We start from the raw sequence: 18,663 nt of genomic DNA, 5'->3' as shown, positions 1-18,663 counted from the left end.
CACGAACGGGTATTGCTTGAGGAAGCCGGTGCGGCATACCCCTTCGCCCCGCTTGCGGGAGACGGTGCCGGCAGGCGGATGAGGGGGGCATTCGCCTAAAAAGCACCGCGATTTGCCCGACATGGTTTAGTCCGCAAGGCACGCCACGGCAGATTCGAAGACCAGATCCGGCAGCACTTCGAATGTATAGGGAGCATGCACACGCTCCCACTTCTGGTGATAGTCGCGTCCCCACGGCCCGATATTGACCGTCGGGAAGGACAGCAACCCTTCCGGCGCATCGTCCGTGAAAGCCGCTGACGGTGTGTTGGCGGCGAGAAGGCCAGTCTCTCCTGCGTCCGGCCGGTGACCGAAGAAACTCATGTCGGAAATGCCGGCGAAAATCTGCTTGAACTTGATCGACGTGCCATGCCGCCGTGCGGCGTCCTGCATGACCGCCTGAAGCCGGTCGTGCATCGTGCGTCCCGTTTCGCCCGCGCGTTCCAGATGAACCAGCGGATAATGCAGGCTGCCGAAGCCGATGATAACGGCCGGGCCTTCGATGCCCGCTTCCGTCGCTGCGGCCGCGACGATCTCGCGGCTCACCTTCAGGGGATCGGTGCCGCCGGAGAGGGATCGGTCGAGCGCGGAGAGGCGATCGAGCGCGTCGCCGCCGCGCGTCTTCAGCCGCTCGAGAAGTTCGGCATAGGTCAGCACAGTGCCTTGCGTCTTCGCTTTCGAGGTGGCCCGATAACGCGCTTGATGCGCGTCCTGCGTTTCGAGCGCAGCGTTCAGCGCGCCGTTCACCAGGGTGCGGAAGTCGCCGAGAATGTCGGCAGCGCTGCGGCGGTGTGTCAGCCAGTTGAAAGACAGCCACACACGATCCGGCGTCGTCACGTCATAGCCGTCCCTGATATCGCGGGCTTCCAGGCACACCGGCGGCGGGGAGCGTTCGCCGAACGCCTCGTCGCTGAGTTCCGGCACGGTGTCCATCGCGCGGATGATCTCGGCGCTGATGCGGTGGGCGCTCGTGCCGTTGAACGGATAGCCGGCATGGGTCGGGCGGCCGATGACGAGGGCGAAGGGGGCGAACTTGCCGATCGAGCCGAGATAGATCGCGCGGCCTTCTTCACCGTCGCGCTCGCAACTCGACGCATCGAGATTGATGCCGCCGACAATATCGAGGCTGAAGCGACGGGCGATCTCCGGCAGCGCGTTGCGCAGGCTGTGCATGCCGCGCGAGCGGTTTTCCTCGTCCGGTGTCGCGACGAACAGGATGTTGCCCTCGGGCGCCGTCAGTTCCGCAAAACGCTCCAGCGCCGCGATGCCGGCGGCAAGGCCGCTCTTCATGTCGAGCAGGCCGCGCCCGGCAATGAAGTCGCCGCTCTCGAAATCCTTGAGCGCCTTCGCCTCCGCGCCGTTCAGCGGGCGGCTGCGAAGCTCCTTGAGGAGTGCCTCCGTCAACGGTTCGGGATCGCAGGCGAGCGGCGCAAGCGTGCCGTAATTTGCGATGGAGACGGTGTCGAAATGGCCGGCCAGCACCACCGTGCGCCGCCCGCTGCCGCGCACCAGCGCCACCACGTTCTGCGTCATCGGCTCGCCGTGGCTGTCCACGGTGAAAAGTTGCTGGGGATGGCGCTGGAAATAGGGTGTTTCAGCAAGATGCGCCCGCAGCTTTTCGGAGAAGCTGGCTTCGTCCGGCGAGCCGGTGACGCTCGGCCAGCGGGTCATCAGCAGCGAGAGGTTTTTGGCGCGCAAGGCTGCGGTGGAGAGCGTGGTTTCATCGGTCATGGGAAGCGGCCTGTCGGAAGCGGTTGCGTCGAGATTGTCGCTAGGCTAGCCAAGGAGAACGGCAAGCGAAATGGTAATTTTCTGAGAAAATTGCTATCGGAATTGCCGTTTTGTCACGCTTATCTGGCATTCCGGTAGCAGGCATGGACACGATCGATCGAAAACTCCTCGCCCTTCTTCGCAAGGATGGCCGTGCTTCGCTCTCTGCGCTGGCCGCCGATTTGAACGTTTCGCGCGGCACGGTGCAGAACCGCATCGAGCGGCTGACGCGCGACGGTGTCATTGCCGGCTTTACCGTGCGGGTGACGGCGGCCGACGATCCGCATGCCGTTCGTGCCGTCATGATGATCGAGATCACCGGCCAGAAGACGCTCTCCGCCATAAAGGCGCTGCGCGGCATCCCCGAAATCCGCGCGCTGCACACGACGAACGGCGCCTGGGATCTCGTTGCCGAAATTCAGGCGGACAATCTCGTCGAGTTCGAACGGGTGCTGCGCGGGATTCGCGCCATGGACGGGGTATCGAAATCCGAAACCAGCCTGTTGCTGACCACGTTGTAGGTCAGGGCATCACGATGTCGATTTCCTCGCCCGTCGAGGAATAGGTGACGCGGCCGCCCTTCCAGCCGTCCGGGCTTTCGAGGCGGATTTCCAGCGTCACCTTGCCATCCGGCGAGGGCACCATGAAGCTGCCGTCCGGGCTCATCAACTGGCCGATCGAGAACGTGTAGCGCGACAGTGCCATCTCCGAGCCGACTTGTAGCCGGGAGAATGTCCGCGCCGTCAGTTCGTTGAGCTTTTCGGGTGAGAAAAAGGCAAGGTCGCTCATCCTGTATAGCCGCTCCGGGCGGAATTCCGAATCCCAGGGCATCATCATCGTCATGGCGGTGATGCCGCGGTCGTTGGCGGTGTAGCTGCGCATCTTGCCCGGCGCATCCGGCACTTCGGCAAGGATCTGCATCGAATCGTGGCTGATGTTGAGTTCGGCGAAGCGCGCGTTCTTGCCGAACTGCTCGCTGATCACGGCGAGCGTGTCATGTGTCGTCTTCGGGTCGAGCCAGTTGCGCTTCGGCTGGCGTGCCGCCGGTAGATTGGCAGCGCGCACCGTGCCGTCGGCGGTCAGTTCGATGGTTCCGCTGTTGGAAAACATCGCGATCTCGCCGGTCTGCGTCCAATCGGTGAAGTGGACGGTCCAGCGCAGTTCCGGTTTGCCGGGGCCGCCGGAGAAAAGCCGAAGCATCATGTAGTTCATCGTCGATTTTTCGTTGCCCCATGCCTTTTTCGCGGCATCGCGAATTTTCCCCAGTTGCCGGAGGTCGACATCGGCCAGCGAAAAGGCCGGCTCCGCCGCCGTACCCGGAAACATCGGCGAGGCAATCGGCGAGCGCGTCACGCCGGATATGTCCCAGGAATAGCCGACAGTGGTTTCCTTGAGCGACGGATGGTCGGCCTTCACCTGCACGGATTTCGGATAGATCGTGATATCGCGGATGACCGGTTTGCCGCCGATGACCCCGGTCAGGCTTTCGATCGCCGCTTCCTTGGGCCAATCCTCGTCGTTGATGAAATGCATGGTTCGGGCGCGCGCGGTATTGGAAAGGTCACCGCCGATGATCGCGCCCTCTGCATCCGCATAGACCGTCGCGCTTTCCCGTGGCGAGGCGACATAGATCGACCAGCGGATATCGCCGTACGAGGGCGTCGGCAGCAGGCTTACGCGCCTGGCGATTTCGATCGACTGGACGTTTCCGCCGCCCTCCAGCTTGGCATAGGCCACGGCGCGCCGTGCAACATCATCGGTCTCGCCGATCGCGATCGCCTCGAGGGAGAACAGGCCGCTGGCAAGGTCGGACACCATGGCGGGTGCCGGGCGTGCCGCGGGGCCGGCGATGACTTCGGTCTCGAAGAAGATGAGGCGGGATGCCTGCCGGACCTGCCATTCCTCCACGTCGCCCGGACGAGACCCGCCGAGCAGAACGGAAACGGACTTGTCGGTTATCCGGATCGTGTGCACCTCGGGCGTCCGGCGCAGTTCCCCGACGATACGCCCGACCGCCCGGGCCGCTTCGCCCGGCGCGGTGATATAGTTTTCGGCAGCGCGGGCCGGCAGGCCGGCGAAGAACAGGAAGACCAGCCAGGCCGCCAGCAATGCCCGTACCGCGCTGGATAGACGTCCCATGAGCATTTCCTCCGTCTGCCACCGGAATGCGCATCATCCGTGCTGGGTAACGGCGTTGCAAGCCGGTTTATTCCAGCAGCGGGAGTGTTCCCAAGAAAAGGCACTTTCCATTGCCGGACAGCCGGTTACACTCCGCCGGCATACCCGGAAGGACCTCATGTCTCTACGCCTCGCCACATTCAACATCGAAAACCTCATGACCCGTTTCGACTTCACGGGTTTCCGCAACCAGGTTCGCCAGGATCGTGTGCTGCGCCTGTTCGATATCCGTAACGAGGCGGAATATCAGCGGCTGGAGGAGGCGCGCGCTATCGCCTACACCGACGATGCCCGCCAGCATTCCGCGCTTGCCATTGCCGATGCGGATGCCGACATCCTCTGCCTGCAGGAAACCGACAATATGGCGGCGCTGCAGGCCTTCGAATACGGCTATCTCTTCCGCATGGTCGGCAACGGCTACCGCCAGAAGTATCTGATCGAAGGCAATGACAGCCGCGGCATCGACGTCTCGGTGCTGATGCGCGAGGAGACGCGTGACGGCCAGCGCATCGAATGCGTCGACATCCGCAGCCATGCCTCCGTCACCTATCGCGACTTCGACCTCTACACACCGGATCTCGGGCAGGGTCTCAAGCCGGACGACAGGATTTTCAAACGCGATTGCCTGGAGATGGACCTGCGCATCGGCGGTCGTCCGCTGACGCTCTATGTCGTGCATTTCAAGTCGATGGGGCCGGGACGGGAGGGCATGGATGGCCGCCAGTCCACCATGCCGGTGCGCACGGCGGAAGCCCGCGCGGTGCGCCGGATCATCGAGAACCGGTTTGGCGTCGGCCAGACCGCAGGCAAGGCCTTCGCGATCTGTGGCGATATGAACGATTATCAGGCGAAGCTGGCGATCGAAGGGGACCGGCGTACCGGCTATCGTTTCGTGCCGAAGGACGAGGCGGTCAGCGCGCTCGATGTCTTCAGCGCCGATGGTTTCGCGGTCAATCCCGTGCTGCGCCGGCCGGTCGAGGATCGCTGGACGCTCTACCATAGCCGCGGGCCGGAGGAGCGTCATCTGTGCCAGCTCGACTATATCTGGCTGTCGCCGTCGCTGGCCGAGCGCAATGCGCTGCATGTTCCCGAAATCATTCGCGCCGGCCAGCCGTTTCGCACGATCTTTCCGCCGGGGCAGGAGGTGGAGCGCTATCCGCGTGTCGGCTGGGACCGGCCGAAGGCGTCCGATCACTGCCCGGTGGTCATGACGCTCGACCTCTAGGCTTTCAGTCATTTCCGCTTGCCGATGGCGGAGGGCTCGGGCACGTTTAGGAAATGCCCGCGCGGCAAAAATGGAATACGGAGAATGCCTTGTCCCGTCGCTATGCCATCTATGACGTCTTCACCGATACGCGGCTTGCCGGCAATCCGCTGGCCGTCGTCTTCGATGCTGACGATCTCGACGACAGCACGATGCAGCGCATTGCAGGCGAGTTCAACCTGTCCGAAACCGTCTTCGTGAAGAGGCCGGAAAACCCGGCACACAGCGCGCGCCTGCGCATCTTCACACCCGGCCGCGAATTGCCCTTTGCCGGCCACCCGACGGTGGGTGCTGCGGTGGCGATCGCCGAAGCGGGCGAAAGCGACAGGGTAGGGCCGCGCGACCTGGTGAGCGTGCTGGAGGAAAATGTCGGGCCGGTGCGCTGTGCCGTGCGGCTCGGCGACCGCAATGCGGCCTTTGCCGAATTCGACGTGCCGCGCAAATCCACCCGTCTCGATGCGACCTTCGACAGGCAGACGCTCGCCGATGCCTTCAGCCTGAAACCCGGCCAGATCGGTTTCGAGAACCATGTGCCCTCGCTCTGGAGCGCTGGCGTCGCCTTCGTGATGATCCCGGTGCATGACCTTGCCGCCGCAAGCGCGGTGGAATTCGATCCGATGCTCTGGGAGCGCTGCGCGCCCTTTGCCGAGGGGCGGCTTGCCTCGGCCTATCTCTACTGTCGCGGCGGCGTGAACCACAATGCCCGTTTCCACACCCGGATGTTTGCGCCCGACATGGGCATAGCCGAAGACCCGGCGACGGGGGCTGCGGTCGCCGCCCTGTCCGGCGCCATCCATTTTTTCGACAAGCCGGTGGACGGTCACCATCCGTATCTAATTGAACAAGGCGTCGAAATGGGGCGCCCGTCGCATATTCATCTGCATCTCGATGTGTCGGGCGGGGCGATCGCCAGTGCCCGCATCGGCGGCGAGGCCGTGCGCATCGCGTCCGGAACGCTGGATTTGTGACACTTGTTTTGCGCTGCAAAAGAAAATCATGCGCCCACGCATTTTTTTCCGGACGCGGTATGGACAACCCCGGCGAAGGCCTTTATACGCCCCTCCAGACCGCTGAAACGGTTGTGTGGGTGATTAGCTCAGTTGGTAGAGCAGCTGACTCTTAATCAGCGGGTCCACGGTTCGAGCCCGTGATCACCCACCATTTTTCTCTTTGAGATGAATGGTTTACGCTGATTTCCTCTTTTCCTGATAAAGCCTGACGTGCACCGCGCGGCGCTTGTCTGAGCGCGAGATAGATGCCGACGAAGCCGATCAACGTCAACGCGTGAAATTCTGTCGCCTCCCGATCGAGTCGGGAGGCTTTCGTTGCCGGACGTGAACCGTTGTGCGGTCAGTAGTCCCACCAGGCGGGCACCCACCGGAAGAGGTCGCCGGAGGCGGCCACGCGGCCGACGGACGGGAAGGGCATGTGCGTCGACACCAGCCATGCGCCGGTCTCCGTCAGTTCCCGCATCAAACGCAGGCGAACGCGGGTCGCTTCCTCGGGATCGTGTTCGAAGCCGTTGTGCCATTCCGGATGGTCGAACGAGACCGGGAAGATCGCATCGCCGCCGAACATCAGGCGATCCTTGCCGGAGGTTATGCGAACGACGCTGTGTCCCGGGGTGTGGCCACCTGTGCGCGCGACAACCACGCCCGGCGCCACCTCCTGTTCCGTCTCGAAGGTCTGCAACTGGTGACGGTATTCCTTCAGGAACCGCGTGGCGGCGCTGCGCGCCACCTCAGCGAGCGCGGGTGGCATGCCGGTGCGGGAGAAGTCGGGCGCCTCCCAGAACGTCGCCTCCGCGGCAGACACGTGGATCCGCAGGTCCGGCCGCAGCCGTTCCTTCACCCCGTCGACAAGCAGCCCGCCGACATGGTCGAAATGCATATGGGTCAGCACCACGTCGGTCACCGTTTCGAGATCGACGCCGGCGGCGGCCAGTCGATGGCCGAACTGCCCGGCGCGTGGAAAGTCCGGAACCTCTCCGCCGATGCCGCTGTCGATGAGGATGGTCTGGCTGCCGCTGCGCACCACGACGGCGTTCAGCGCCCAGTCGAATGTGTCATGCGGCAGGAACATGGTGTCCAGCCAAGCGTCCCGGGTGGCCGGATCGGCATTGGTGGCCATCGACTCGGCCGGCGGCTCCAGAACGCCATCGCTGATCACCAGCACATCGATATCGCCGACCCGCACCGCATAGCGCGACGGGACCAGCTCGTCCGGCCTCGACTGGCCGGCGCGCGCTGCGGTGTCCGAGCTCTTCACTGCCTGTTCCTGACCCATGTCTATCTCCTTTGATCAGACTGTTTCTGCTCCGCCGCTGCCCCCTGGATTGGAACGCGCCTCCAAGGACTGACAATCGACGGCTATGGGCAGATTGGGCCGCTGCGCCTGCCATCGCCATTGAGCGGAGGTGTTGGTCCGGCACTGCCGGGGTCTATGCTTGGCTCGTTGCGCGTACAGGTGTTCCTCGCAAACGCCGAAGAGCCCATCTCGGAGGATCTTGGGCGAGGGGGCCGACGGGCACAGCGCCCGCGCTTACCGCCGTGCCGACCATCATCCTGACAGGCCCGCAGTTGGCCGGCGTCATTCGGTAGGCGTGGGAATCCTATCCGTCCGTGTGATGGCGGACGGTGGAAGCCACGCCTAGACTCCGGTGCGGGTCCGGCAAGGGGCAGCGAGCACCGCCGCACCTTTGGACGAATAACCAAGACTTCTTCAAGAGGAATTCAAGCTCGCGCCAAGGACTTCGAGGCGGTCGGCAGGCATTGTTTTGTTACTTCGACGGCAATTCTGCGGTCGGCAAATGTGGAGAGAAACCATGAAGATCGTTGTGATCGGAGGCACCGGCCTCATCGGATCGAAACTCGTCAAGGTCCTCAGCGACCGCGGCCACGAGACGCTGGCCGCTTCGCCGAGAACCGGCGTCGATACCATCACCCGCAAGGGGCTTGCCGAAGCGCTTGACGGTGCAGACGTCGTCATCGACGTGGCGAATGCGCCGCTTTGGGACGATGCGGCCGTGCTCGACTTCTTCGAGACCTCGGGGCGCAACCTGCTCGCCGCGGAGGCCGCCGCCGGAGTTCGTCATCACGTCGCCCTGTCTATCGTCGGCAGTGAACGGCTGCCGGGCAACGGCTATTTCCGGGCGAAGGTCGCGCAGGAAAACCTCATCAAGGCCTCCGGCATCGCCTACACGATCCTGCGCGCCACCCAGTTCTTCGAGTTCGTTGGTGGTATCGCGCAGTCCACCGCCGGCGCTGAGGAGATCCGCGTGTCGCCGGCGCTGTTCCAGCCCGTCGCATCGGACGATGTCGTCGCCGCGCTTACCGACCTTGCGCTGGCACCGCCAGTGAACGGCACGGTCGAGGTTGCCGGCCCGCAGCCCCTTCCGCTGGACGAAGCGGTGCGCGGCTTCGTGCAGGCGACGGGTGACAGGCGCAAGGTCATCGCCGATATCCGGGCGCGGTATTTCGGCTCCATTCTCGACGATCGCGCGCTGACGCCCGGCAAGAACCCGCGCCTTGGCACGATCGGCTTCACAGACTGGCTTGGCCAGCAGGCCGGAGGGAACTGAGATGACGGAACCGCTTCAGGAAGAGTCTGCCGCCGCCCCGGCGGCGAAGCCCGGGAAGGGCCGGAAGATCGCTGGCCTGATGCTGTGCCTGGCTGCCGCGGCGATCGGCGCCGGCGGCTGGGCTTTTGCCCGCTCGGGCGATGCGGCCTCGACCGACAACGCCTATGTGCGCGGCGACGTCACCTCGCTTGCGCCGAAGATTTCCGGCTATGTCATGCAGGTGGAGGTGAAGGACAACCAGGCGGTCGCGGCCGGCGACGTGCTGTTCCGGATCGACGACCGGGATTATCGCGCGCGGCTCGCCCAGGCGATGGCCAATGTCGATGCGGCTGACGCCCGGCTTGCCAATGTCGATGCGGAAGTCCGGCTTCAGGCCACGCTGATCCGGCAGGCCGATGCGCAGCGTCGGGCGGCGGTCGCCGAACTGGATCTTGCGACCAAGGCGTCCGACCGCCAGCGCGGGCTCATCCGCAGCAGCGCCGTCAGCCAGGCCCGGGTGGATGAAAGCGATTCCGCGCGGGCGCGTGCGGAGGCGAGCCTTGCCGCGGCCACCGCAACCGTCGAGGCCCAGCAGCAACGCACCGCCGTGCTGGCCGCCCAGCGCGAAGCCGCCGTCGCGGCGGTGGCGCAGGCGAAGGCCGCGCGCGACCTCGCGGAGATCGACCTCGACAGCACCGTCGTGCGCGCGCCGGTCGATGGCGTCGTCGGCAACCGCCAGGTTCGTGTCGGCCGGCTGGTCGCCCCCGGCGTTTCGCTGCTCGATATCGTTCCGGTGCATGACGTCTGGGTGGTGGCGAACTTCAAGGAAACCCAGCTCGAGCATATCCAGCCGGGCCAGCGCGTCCGCATCACCATCGACGGTTATCCGGACGAGGCGCTGGAGGGTGTGGTCGACAGTTTCGCGCCGGGCAGCGGCTCTGCCTTCAGCCTGCTTCCCGCCGACAATGCGACCGGAAACTTCGTCCGCGTCGTGCAGCGCGTTCCCGTCAAGATCCGCTTTGCCGGCAATCCGCTGCCGGGCCGCCTGGTGCCCGGCCTGTCCGCCCGCGTTTCGGTCGATCTTGGAGACCGGCCATGACCGTCATCATCGCAGACGCGCCGCCGCGCGGGCGGTCGATGGCAGGGCCGCTGTTTGTCAGCGGCATCATGCTGGCGGCGCTGACGGAGGCGATCGCCAGCACCATCCTCGCGCTCGGGCGTGCCGATATGATCGGCGACACCTATGCGACGCCCGATGAGTTCGCCTGGCTGGATATCGGCTATACCGCGCTCAAACTGATCGGCTTCATGGCCGCGGCCGGGCTGATGGCCCGTTTCAAGCCGCGCAACCTGATCCTCGGCGCGACCCTCGTGATGGGGGGCGCCTGTGCGATCGCCGCCGTCACGGCGCGCCTCGACCTGCTGATCGTCCTGCGGTTCGTGCAGGGCTTTTCAGGCGGCGTCCTGCTGGTGACGGGGCAGGCGGCGATCTTCCTTGCCTATCCGGCATCCCGCCAGCCGTTCCTGCAATGCCTGTTCGCCATCGCCGCCGTCGTCGCCCCCGCGACGATCGCGCCGGCGCTGGAGGGCTGGCTGCTCGATAGCCATTCCTGGACGTGGATCTTCTTCAGCGTCGTTCCCGTCGCTCTGGCAGCGGCCGGGCTTTTGATCGCCGCGGACGATCCGATCCTCGAAAGGACGGCGCAGCGCCCGTTCGACTGGGCCAGCTTCGTGCTCCTCGCCATCATGCTGCTCTGCGCCACATATGTTTTCAGCCAGGGCAGCCGCTGGGACTGGTTCGAGGCGCCGCATCTCCTGTGGCTGGCGGTGATTGGCGCCGCCGCCCTGTTGACGTTTCTCGGCCGGCAGGTGCTGGCCGGTGGCCGCGGGCTCATCGATGCCACCCTGTTCGCGTCGGCGGATTTCACCTTTGCCTTCATCGTCAGTTTCGTGGCCGGTGCCGCGCTGTTCGGCAGTGCGTTCCTGATCCCGTCCTTCGCCGTCTCGGTGCTGGCCTTCACGCCCACCGATGCCGGCCTGCTGCTCCTGCCGAGCGGCGTGCTGTTCGTTGCCGCATTGCTCGTCACCGCCTTCCTCGTACAGGGGCGGGGCGTTGCTCCCTTCGCGACCGTGCCCTTCGGCATCCTGATGATCATGGCTTCGATGTGGATGCTGTCGGGTTCGAGCGGTGAAAGCGGCGCGCCGGACATGATGGCGGCGATCCTGCTGCGCGGCTTCGGCCTGGGTTTCCTGTTCCTGTCGATCACCCTGATCGCGTTCGGCGGGCTCGATAAACGCAATCTTGCCGCCGGGATCGGCCTCTTCAACAGCGGCCGCCAGCTTGGCGGGTTGATGGGCGTCGCCGGGCTCCAGACGCTCATCGACCACGGTATGGTGTCGAACACCGCCGTCATCGGCGCCAGCGTCACGGCGGGAACGCCGGCGGTCGTCGAGCGGCTGGCCGCCACGACGGCCCTGTTCAGTGCAAAGGGTCTCGACCCGGCTGCTGCCGGTCGAGCGGCGACCAGCCTTCTCGGCCGGACGGTGAGCGGCCAGTCGACGGTGATCGCCTTCGACACGGCCTTTTTTGCCGTTGCTCTTCTCTTCCTCTTCGCCGCGCCCGTACTGGTCGCCATCAAGATCACGCTTGCCAAACGCGCCCACAGGGCACAGCCGGAGCCATGAACCCTGCCATCGTGGAGTTGACGGTCGAGGAGATGCTGGCCGATCCCGTCGTCCAACTCGTGATGAAAAGCGACAAGATCGTCGCCGATGACATACGGCAGATCCTTCGCGAAGCCCGGCAGAGGCGCGGCGCTCCTCCCTCGTCTCCAGGCGAAAGCGAGCTTCATCAGGGCGCCGCAAACCCCGACCCCGCCGCATCTCATGGATTTCCATAAGATGCGGCGGGGCATTGCCGTTGCTAGAATGGATGCGTTCACCAACCCGGATATCGATGGCGGATGCTAGACCACGCGCGAACAGTCCGTAGATTGCCGATATTCGGTAGGAGAAACCCATGACGCGCGTTTGGCCCCATCGTCCCGAACTCCTGCATCTGGCGATGTTCTTTATCGTCTACCTGCTAGGCGGTGGTTTCGCCCAGGCGCTGGCAATCGTTCCCGGCACGGGCATTTCGATCTGGCCTCCAAGTGGACTGTTCCTGGCAACGCTCGCCTTTGCAGCGAGACGAAGCTGGCCGTGGTGGGTGATGGCCGGCTTTCTTGCGGAATTGTCCGGTAACATCCTATGGTTCCACAATCCGCTGCCGGTCGCGGTCCTGATCTTTTCCGGTAACGCTCTCGAAGCCATGACCGGCGCCTGGCTTGTCACCCGTTTCGGCAGGCCGGCCCGGCTGGAATCCTTGCAGGAAGTGCTCGGGCTGACCGTGCTTGGCGCCGGAATTGCCCCCGTCGTCAGTGCGACAGTCGGGAGTGCAACGCTTGCGGCGTTCGGCATGCAGCCCTTCGCGACGGCATGGCCGCTGTTCTGGCTCGGAAACGCAACCGGGGTCCTGATCGTGGCGCCGCTTGTGCTGGTCCTCTTACAGGATTGGCATGACAGGGCGGGTCTTCCGAAGGCCCGCTGGTTCGAAGCCTCCGCGGTGGGGCTGGTGTTCCTGGGTGTCGCCGGCTTCTCCCTCAGCGACTACTTTGCCTTTGCCTACCTGATCATGCCGCCGCTGCTGTGGGCTGCGGTGCGGTTCGAGTTCCGAGGCGCAGCCGTCAGCCTCGTCCTGCTGGCCCTGATTGCGGTGATGTTTGCAATATCCGGTGACAGTCCGTTTGCGGACGATGCGGGTTCCCATGGCGTGAAGCAGATCATGCTCTATCTGTTTCTGGCTGTTTCGGCTTTTTCCGCGCTCGTCGTGGCCGCCATATCCCGGCAAAACCAGTTGGCACTGCGCGCTTTGGGCCAGCGCGAGCAGGAGCTGTTGCAACTCATCGACATGCTTCCCGTCTATATCCGGCGCCTGACGCCCGAAGGGGAGCCCACCTTCTTCAACAAGCGGCTGACCGACTTCATCGGCACGAAGCTGGAGGACATAAACGCGACCGGTGCGAGCCTGCTCGAGCCCGCCGTCGGGAACTATGTCCATCCTGACGAATCCGTAGCCGTTGTCGATGCCATCCACCACGCCATTGCGACGGGTGAAGCGTACACCATGAAGTATCGCATGCGCGGTCACGAAGGGGTGTATCGATGGATCGAGACGCGCGCCGAGCCGCTGCGCAACCCGGATGGAACGATCGCGCAATGGTATTCCGTGTCCATCGACATCGACGACCAGGTGCGCCTGTACAAGGAGCTTGAGGAGCGGGAAGGTAAGATCCGGCGGCTGGTCGATTCGGATATTATCGGGATTGTCTTCTGGGATCTGGATGGACGGATTCTCGAGGCCAATGACGCGTTTCTTCGCATGGTCCAATACGAGCGTGAAGATCTGCAGGCCGGACCCGGATGGCTCGATATGACGCCGCCGGAGTGGCAGGAAGTGTACGCCCGCGATGAGGCGGCCGAACTCAGGGAAACGGGCAAGATGCAGGCCCGTGAGAAGGAATTCTTCCGAAAGGACGGCACCCGGGTGCCTGTCCTGATCGGGGCTGTCTGCTTCGAGGGGCAGCCTGATCAAGGGGTCGCATATATTCTCGATCTGACGGAACGCAAACGCGTGGAAGCCGAACGGTCGGGTGCCGAAGAGGCGCTCCGGCGGAGCCAATTGCAGCTTCAGCAGCTGGTCGATACGGTGCCGGTGCAGATCTGGTGCGTCACGCCCGGCGGGGACCCGGCCTATATCAACCGGACCATGATCGACTATATCGGCCTCAAGCTGGAAGACTTCGACGCGGAAGGCGGGCTGCCGAGCGCGATTGAAACCATCGTGCATCCCGACGACAGGGCGCTGTTGCAAAATACCCTGCGGCACTCCTTCGAAACCGGTGAGCCCTTCGCGTTGAAGTTCCGCAACCGGCGGTGGGACGGCGTCTACCGCTGGACGGAAGGGCGGGCGGAGCCGTTGCGCGACGAGAGCGGCGGCATCATCCGGTGGTACGGCGCGAATGTCGATATCGACGATTTCGTCGCGTCGCAGGAAGCCCTCAGCGAGCGGGAGCGTTTCGTCTGGCAGGTCGTCGAGACGCTGCCGGCGATGGTCGATTGCGCAGCGCAGGACGGCGAGCCGATCTATCGCAACCAGCGGCTTCGTGAATTTCTGGGATACGATCTCGATGCCCTGGATGGCACCGGAAAATCCCGGCTTGCCGGCACGCTCGATGCCGGCGTCCATCCCGACGAACTGGAAGGCGTCAAGACGGCGTACGCCCATTCGTTGTCGACCGGTGAACCCTATGCGCGCCGGCACCGTTTGCGCCGCTTCGACGGCGAGTATCGCTGGGTTGAGACGCGCGCGGCCCCCATGCACAACACGGAAGGCGCGACGGTGCAGTGGAACGTCGTCTGCCTCGACATCGACGGCGAGGTCCGGGCGCAGGAAGAACTGCGACAGGAGCAGGAGCGCCTTTCGCGTGCGAGCCAGGCGGCGAGCCTTGCCGAACTGTCGGCGTCCATCGCCCATGAGGTGAACCAGCCTCTGGCGGCGATCGTTGCCAATTCCAACGCCTGCCATCGCTGGCTGTCGGTGACACCCCCGAACCTCGAGCGTGCAAAAATCGTTGCCGAGCGGATCATTCGCGACGCCAATTCGGCCGCCGATGTCGTGAGCCGCATCCGTGCGCTGTTCAAACGCTCGGCGGATGCGAGAGGCCTCGTCGAACTGGACACTGTCGTGGCCGAGGGATTAGGTCTGATCGCCGACGAGGCGGTGCGGCGACGCGTGCGCATCAGCACGGACATCGAGAGCGGCCTTCCGCTCGTCTCGGTCGATCGGGTGCAGATCCTGCAGGTGCTTGTCAACCTGATGCGCAACGCTATCGAGGCGATGGAATCCACAACGGACGCGAAAGTGCTGCGCCTGCGTCTTCGCCTTGCGGGAGACGTGATCCAGATGGAGGTCACCGATCGCGGCCCGGGCATCGCGTTTCCCGAGAAGATATTCGAGCCCTTCTTCACGACCAAGGAGCATGGCATGGGCATGGGGCTGGCGGTGTGCCGCTCCATCGTTGAGGCGCATCATGGACGGCTTTGGGCGGAGAGGAACGAACCGCACGGTGCGAAGTTCATCTTTACCCTGCCTGTAGAAACGAAGGGTGCGCCATGACAAAGGACCACATCGTCTTCATCGTCGATGACGATCGCCGGATTCGCGAGGCCCTGATCGAGCTCCTGTCTTCTCATGGGATTCGCGTCGAGGCGTTCGGATCGGCGGGTGACTATATCAGCGCCGAAAAACCGGACGCGCCCGCCTGCCTTATCCTCGACGTCGAGCTGCCGGATATCAACGGCCTCGATCTGCAGCGGCAGATTGCCGAGGGAGACCATCCGCCGATCGTTTTCATAACGGGGCACGGCGACATTCCGTCGTCCGTGAAGGCAATCAAGCGCGGCGCGGTTGATTTCCTGACCAAGCCCTTCAGCGAGGCGGACCTTATGGCGGCGATCCGGATGGCGCTTGCCCAGGACTGGAAAACGCGGTCGGAGCGCGCGGATATCAACGCCCTCAAGCGCCGTTATCTCGAGCTCACCCAGCGGGAACGCGAGGTGCTGCCTCTGGTCGTGAGCGGCCTGCTCAACAAGCAGGCTGCCGCCGAACTGGGGATCAGCGAGGTTACCCTGGAAATTCACAGAAGAAACGTGATGCAGAAAATGGCGGCGGCCTCCTTCGCCGATCTCGTGCGCATAGCCGAGCGGCTGGAAATTCCGATTACCCATTCGCGCAGGACGGGAGGGCATGGATCATGAGCAAACAAATCCCTGTCGTGGCCATTGTCGACGACGATCCACGGCTGCTCGAGTCGCTCGAGGAGCTTCTGGAGTCGGACGGACACGCCGTCCGCAGCTTTTCGTCGGCGGAGGCGCTGCTTGCCGAAGGGCTGTCGGATCTGACCGTCCTTATCACCGACATCGGCATGCCCGGGCTCAGTGGCCTTGAGCTTCGCGATCTGGTGGGGAAGGTGCGCCCGGATCTCCCCGTCATCCTGATCACCGGTCGCCATGAAATCGCGGACCGGCTTCGCGCCGGCGGCGTGGCCAGGCTTTTCTGCAAACCGTTTGACGGGTCGGCGCTTCTTGCAGCCGTCGGCGACGCTGCCTCGGATGGAGCAAATGGAGAACGATGATGAAAGCTGAACAGCATTTTCTGCGAACGTCGATCCCTTCGATGCCCCGGCGGGGAAGCGAGCCGGAGCAACCCATTGTCATCATCGTCGACGACGACGCTTCCGTTCGCGAAGCGCTTGCCGAACTGATGCTCTCGGCGGGCCTGCGACCGGTCACCTTCGCCTCGATCCGCGAATTGCTCGACGCCGACGCCCTGGATCGCCCGGGCTGTCTGATCCTCGACGTGCGTATGCCGGGCGCGAGCGGCCTCGACCTGCAAAGCCATCTCGCGCAAACGGGCAATCCCAAGCCGATCGTTTTTCTTACCGGACACGGCGACATTCCGATGTCCGTCCAGGCGATGAAGGCCGGCGCCGTCGATTTCCTCACCAAGCCGGTCCGCGACCAGACCTTGCTGGATGCCGTGGCCGCGGGCATCGCGATCGACGCGACGCGGCGTGCCGCGGCTGCTGCCGTCAAACGCAATGTCGAGCTGTTTGCCGGGTTGACGCAGCGGGAGCGTCAGGTCTTGTCCGAGGTCGCGCGCGGGCGTTTCAACAAGCAGATCGCCTTCGACCTCGGCATTAGTGAGGTCACGGTCAAGCTGCATCGCGGCAATGCCATGCGTAAGATGCAGGTGGCCTCGATCAGCGCCTTGATCCGCGCATGGGAAACGCTGCCAGCCTCGGTGCACGACGTCCAGGTGACGGTATAGCCCATCGGCGAGGGGTATTCTGTGGCAACCCGAAACGCGGCGTGAGCGGTGTTTGACGACCGTAGCGTCGCTGAAGAACACGAGCAAGAACAATGATTTGCGGCACTGGTCGCTCTAGCGGGTCCGCAAAGGCCAGCGAACCATGTTCATCTCCAGCTCATGCCGGGAGGCATAGCGGCCGAGCAATGTGATCAACCGTTTCTCCTCGGCCTCGCTGACACCGCTGCGCCTGCAATATTCCGACACATCCAATACGGGTCGTACGTCGGGCTGGGGTGGAAATCTGACTTCATGTGACGACATCACGAGTACCTCGTTTCATCCGCATGTGTCGCGCCTGCGGCACCAGCGACCTGATAGTAGGGGGCAAAACAGGCAGGCGAAACTGTATCGAGGTATATGGGGAGTGATACGCGGAGACGCCCGTTGGGGCGATGCGCGCGCTCGTTGTTTAGCGCCCTAGGCGGTTCAGATCGCCCTATACTTTGGCATCGCCCAACCCAAACCAGCGTTTGATAGTTTCGCCCGCCGCAGTGGAGCATTCTCGAAGAGGTCTATCAGACCTGTGGCTCTCGCCCGAGTACGCCATCACCCCGAGCAGGAGAATGCAGCAGATGGAAGACGCCCCGCGGGCAATGGTCCTCATCACCAAAGCCGGCCCGGGCCTTTGCCAGGGTGAGCCAGCGGTAACGGCACCCGGAGGCCGTCGATGAGCACCGTCTCGTTCCTCAACATCGGCATGCACGGCTATATCAACCCGACGCTGCCGATCGTCGCAGAACTCGTCCGGCGTGGCCACTCGGTCACCTACCACACGTTCCCGGCGTTCGCGGCCCAGATCGAGGCCGCCGGTGCTAAGGTCCTGCTTTATCCCGGCGGCGACATGCCCGTGCCGGATCCGCCGATCCCCCTTGCGTTGCTGGAAGAGCTGGCGCGGACCACCCTCGGCCTGCTACCGGACGTGCTCTCGGATCTCCGCGGCATCCGCCCCGACCTCATCGTGCATGGGGCGGCCTGTCCATGGGGTGCTGTGGCGGCGCGCGCGCTCGGCGTGCCTGCGGCGGCGACGTTCACGACCTTTGCCTTCAACAAACAGGTGCCCAGCCCCACCGGTTTCTCCCGCACACTGGTGGCCGCCGCGATGAAATATCCGCGCATCGGTTGGGGCTTTGCCCGCGCGCGCTGGGCTTTGCACCGCGCTTACGGTCGCGGCGGGCCGCTGATCGACCTGATGAACGCGCCCGAGCCGCTGAACCTGGTCTTCACGTCCGGCGCGTTCCAGCCTGGAGCCGATGCGTTCGACCGCTCCTACCGATTCGTCGGGGCGAGCGTCGGGTCCCGCCTGACCGATCCGGCATTCGACGCCGTCCAGTTGCAGGACCCCGTGCTCTACGCATCGCTGGGCACGGTGTTCGACGCGGGGCCGGCCCTGCTGCGGACCTTCGCGACCGCGCTCGCCCCGCTGGGCGGCACCGTTGTCGTGTCGACCGGGCAGGAGGATCCGGCGGATCTGGGGCCGCTGCCCGCCAACGTGCTGGCCCGCCGATCCGTGCCGCAGTTGCAGGTGCTGGAGCGCGCGGCGCTCTTCGTGACGCATGGCGGCATGAACAGTGTCAACGAGGCGATGCGGGCCGGCGTGCCGGCGCTCGTCGTGCCGCAGGGTGCGGATCAGCCCATGGTGGCCCGCCGGGTTGTCGAGCTCGGCGCCGGACTTTCGCTTCGCACGGAAGACGCCACAGAGGAGACGGTGCACGCGCTTGCCCGACGGCTGCTGGAGGACCCGCGCTTCCGTGCGGCGGCAGCCGCGCAGCGCGCAGCCCAGGAAGAGGCTGGCGGTGCCCGGCGTGCCGTCGATGAGCTGGAGCGTTACCTAAACAATTCACCCGGTGGCGCGGCGACAGATCGCGCGCGGGGACGGTGAAC

At 64.5% G+C, this 18,663-nt stretch carries 16 protein-coding genes and 1 tRNA gene; 13 read left to right on the top strand and 4 right to left on the bottom strand.

Translation table 11 applies throughout. From position 1 onward, the window contains the following. Positions 1 to 126: 126 nt before the first annotated feature. Positions 127 to 1,770 carry a M20/M25/M40 family metallo-hydrolase gene (locus tag GR138_RS01325; RefSeq protein WP_246200247.1) on the bottom strand — a complete coding sequence of 548 codons (1,644 nt, stop codon included), beginning with the start codon at positions 1,768 to 1,770 and terminating at the stop codon, positions 127 to 129. A gap of 143 nt (positions 1,771 to 1,913) precedes the next feature. Here GR138_RS01325 and GR138_RS01320 point away from each other — a divergent pair, with 143 nt between their 5' ends. Continuing rightward, positions 1,914 to 2,330 carry an Lrp/AsnC family transcriptional regulator gene (locus GR138_RS01320; RefSeq protein WP_160856810.1) on the top strand — a complete coding sequence of 139 codons (417 nt, stop codon included), beginning with the start codon at positions 1,914 to 1,916 and terminating at the stop codon, positions 2,328 to 2,330. A gap of 1 nt (position 2,331) precedes the next feature. On the opposite strand, the gene GR138_RS01315 is transcribed toward GR138_RS01320, so the two are convergent. Continuing rightward, the gene (locus GR138_RS01315) at positions 2,332 to 3,948 is read right to left on the bottom strand and encodes a hypothetical protein (RefSeq protein ID WP_160856809.1); all 1,617 of its coding nucleotides are present in this window, start codon (positions 3,946 to 3,948) and stop codon (positions 2,332 to 2,334) included. Between the two features lie 157 nt (positions 3,949 to 4,105). On the opposite strand from GR138_RS01315, the gene GR138_RS01310 reads away from it, so the two are divergent. The 3 genes from GR138_RS01310 (at position 4,106) to GR138_RS01300 (ending at position 6,412) form a co-directional block, all read left to right on the top strand. Further along, a complete protein-coding gene (locus GR138_RS01310) occupies positions 4,106 to 5,212 on the top strand; it encodes an endonuclease/exonuclease/phosphatase family protein (protein WP_160856808.1) in 1,107 nt (368 codons plus the stop codon). An 89-nt stretch (positions 5,213 to 5,301) separates the two neighbouring features. Beyond that, complete coding sequence (locus GR138_RS01305) at positions 5,302 to 6,219, top strand: PhzF family phenazine biosynthesis protein (RefSeq protein ID WP_160856807.1); 918 nt, start codon at positions 5,302 to 5,304, stop codon at positions 6,217 to 6,219. Positions 6,220 to 6,336: 117 nt separating this feature from the next. Beyond that, a tRNA-Lys gene (locus tag GR138_RS01300) sits at positions 6,337 to 6,412 on the top strand. A gap of 189 nt (positions 6,413 to 6,601) precedes the next feature. Here the strand turns inward: GR138_RS01300 and GR138_RS01295 are convergent. Then, positions 6,602 to 7,537: an MBL fold metallo-hydrolase gene (locus GR138_RS01295; RefSeq protein ID WP_160856806.1), complete on the bottom strand. Its 936-nt coding sequence runs from the start codon at positions 7,535 to 7,537 to the stop codon at positions 6,602 to 6,604. A gap of 538 nt (positions 7,538 to 8,075) precedes the next feature. Between GR138_RS01295 and GR138_RS01290 the strand changes: the two genes are divergently transcribed. The 8 genes from GR138_RS01290 to GR138_RS01255 all read left to right on the top strand — a co-directional run bounded on the left by GR138_RS01290 (position 8,076) and on the right by GR138_RS01255 (position 16,740). Then, positions 8,076 to 8,831, top strand: coding sequence for an SDR family oxidoreductase (locus GR138_RS01290; protein ID WP_160856805.1), 756 nt, complete (start codon positions 8,076 to 8,078; stop codon positions 8,829 to 8,831). 1 nt (position 8,832) lies between these two features. Further along, positions 8,833 to 9,909, top strand: a complete 1,077-nt coding sequence (locus GR138_RS01285; protein ID WP_160856804.1) for an HlyD family secretion protein — start codon at positions 8,833 to 8,835, stop codon at positions 9,907 to 9,909. Next, positions 9,906 to 11,495, top strand: a complete 1,590-nt coding sequence (locus GR138_RS01280; RefSeq protein WP_160856803.1) for an MFS transporter — start codon at positions 9,906 to 9,908, stop codon at positions 11,493 to 11,495. The genes GR138_RS01285 and GR138_RS01280 overlap by 4 nt, the downstream gene beginning before the upstream one ends. After that, positions 11,492 to 11,710, top strand: a complete 219-nt coding sequence (locus GR138_RS01275; RefSeq protein WP_160856802.1) for a hypothetical protein — start codon at positions 11,492 to 11,494, stop codon at positions 11,708 to 11,710. The genes GR138_RS01280 and GR138_RS01275 overlap by 4 nt, the downstream gene beginning before the upstream one ends. A gap of 119 nt (positions 11,711 to 11,829) precedes the next feature. Continuing rightward, positions 11,830 to 15,027: an MASE1 domain-containing protein gene (locus GR138_RS01270; RefSeq protein ID WP_160856801.1), complete on the top strand. Its 3,198-nt coding sequence runs from the start codon at positions 11,830 to 11,832 to the stop codon at positions 15,025 to 15,027. Further along, on the top strand, positions 15,024 to 15,668 hold the full coding sequence (locus tag GR138_RS01265) for a response regulator transcription factor (RefSeq protein ID WP_160856800.1): 645 nt from the start codon (positions 15,024 to 15,026) through the stop codon (positions 15,666 to 15,668). Before GR138_RS01270 ends, GR138_RS01265 begins: the two co-directional genes overlap by 4 nt. Next, entirely contained in the window at positions 15,665 to 16,045 is a 381-nt protein-coding gene (locus GR138_RS01260) for a response regulator (protein WP_160856799.1), read from the top strand. The genes GR138_RS01265 and GR138_RS01260 overlap by 4 nt, the downstream gene beginning before the upstream one ends. After that, entirely contained in the window at positions 16,045 to 16,740 is a 696-nt protein-coding gene (locus GR138_RS01255) for a response regulator transcription factor (RefSeq protein ID WP_160856798.1), read from the top strand. The genes GR138_RS01260 and GR138_RS01255 overlap by 1 nt, the downstream gene beginning before the upstream one ends. Positions 16,741 to 16,854: 114 nt before the next feature. Here the strand turns inward: GR138_RS01255 and GR138_RS30460 are convergent, their stop codons facing one another. After that, positions 16,855 to 17,043 carry a hypothetical protein gene (locus GR138_RS30460; protein WP_246200246.1) on the bottom strand — a complete coding sequence of 63 codons (189 nt, stop codon included), beginning with the start codon at positions 17,041 to 17,043 and terminating at the stop codon, positions 16,855 to 16,857. A 406-nt stretch (positions 17,044 to 17,449) separates the two neighbouring features. Here GR138_RS30460 and GR138_RS01250 point away from each other — a divergent pair, with 406 nt between their 5' ends. Further along, positions 17,450 to 18,661, top strand: coding sequence for a macrolide family glycosyltransferase (locus tag GR138_RS01250; RefSeq protein ID WP_160856797.1), 1,212 nt, complete (start codon positions 17,450 to 17,452; stop codon positions 18,659 to 18,661). Positions 18,662 to 18,663 lie beyond the last annotated feature (2 nt).

Source organism: Shinella kummerowiae (assembly GCF_009827055.1).
In the GTDB taxonomy this organism is placed as follows: Bacteria; Pseudomonadota; Alphaproteobacteria; order Rhizobiales; family Rhizobiaceae; genus Shinella; species Shinella kummerowiae.
Note: the sequence above shows the minus strand (reverse complement) of the source record. Positions and strands in the feature narration are given on the sequence as shown.